We start from the raw sequence: 732 nt of genomic DNA on the forward strand, positions 1-732 counted from the left end.
ATTTGCACGGCAACCAACTATTTATCATCAATTGATTTTTACATTGAGTTAATTGATAAACTACTCGAAGAAACAGATAAATTCATAGTATTCAAAGCACATCCTTGGGAGCATCAAAAAAATAATTTAAAAGGTGCTTTAACATCAACAGAGATAAGAAACCACATTAACTCTCTCAGTCAAGACAAAGCGGAGCGTGTTCTTATCACAGAAAATTTCAATCTTCACAATTTGTTTAAGCAATCTAAAACCGTTATAACTTTATGCTCGCAGTCAGCAATTGAAGCCGCTTTTTTTGGAATTAAACCAGTTCAATTAGGGCAAGCATTTTATGGCAAAAAGGGTTTTTCTTACGACTATAATCTGATTGAAGATTTTATAAATGATTACAAATCTGAATCATTTCCATCCTACTTGACTATTGACGAATTTGATAAGCTTGAAGAGTTTCTCGTTAAACATCTTGAGAAAAGCTTGGTTTCGATTCATAAATCAGGAATTCTTGCTCTTGAGAATAAACTAAGACAGCCATCACTTATACCTTTAGTCAAGCCTGTGTTAAAAAAAACCGTTACTGAAACTCATCACATTCCTTCACTGCTAACTGAAAAAGCCCTACCAATTGAAAAGATAAAGTCAGTTATCAACAATGAAGAATCAGTCATTAGTGACATTATTGCCACCGTTGAAGCTTCTAAGGTAGTTATTAAAAGAAAAGGTAATATCCTGTCT

General features: G+C 33.1%; 1 pseudogene. It reads left to right on the forward strand.

From position 1 onward, the window contains the following. Positions 1 to 732 (forward strand): annotated as a pseudogene (locus JK231_RS25365) (capsular biosynthesis protein); the annotation flags it as partial.

This window comes from Pantoea sp. JGM49 (assembly GCF_018257655.1).
Taxonomy (GTDB): domain Bacteria; phylum Pseudomonadota; class Gammaproteobacteria; order Enterobacterales; family Enterobacteriaceae; genus Pantoea; species Pantoea communis.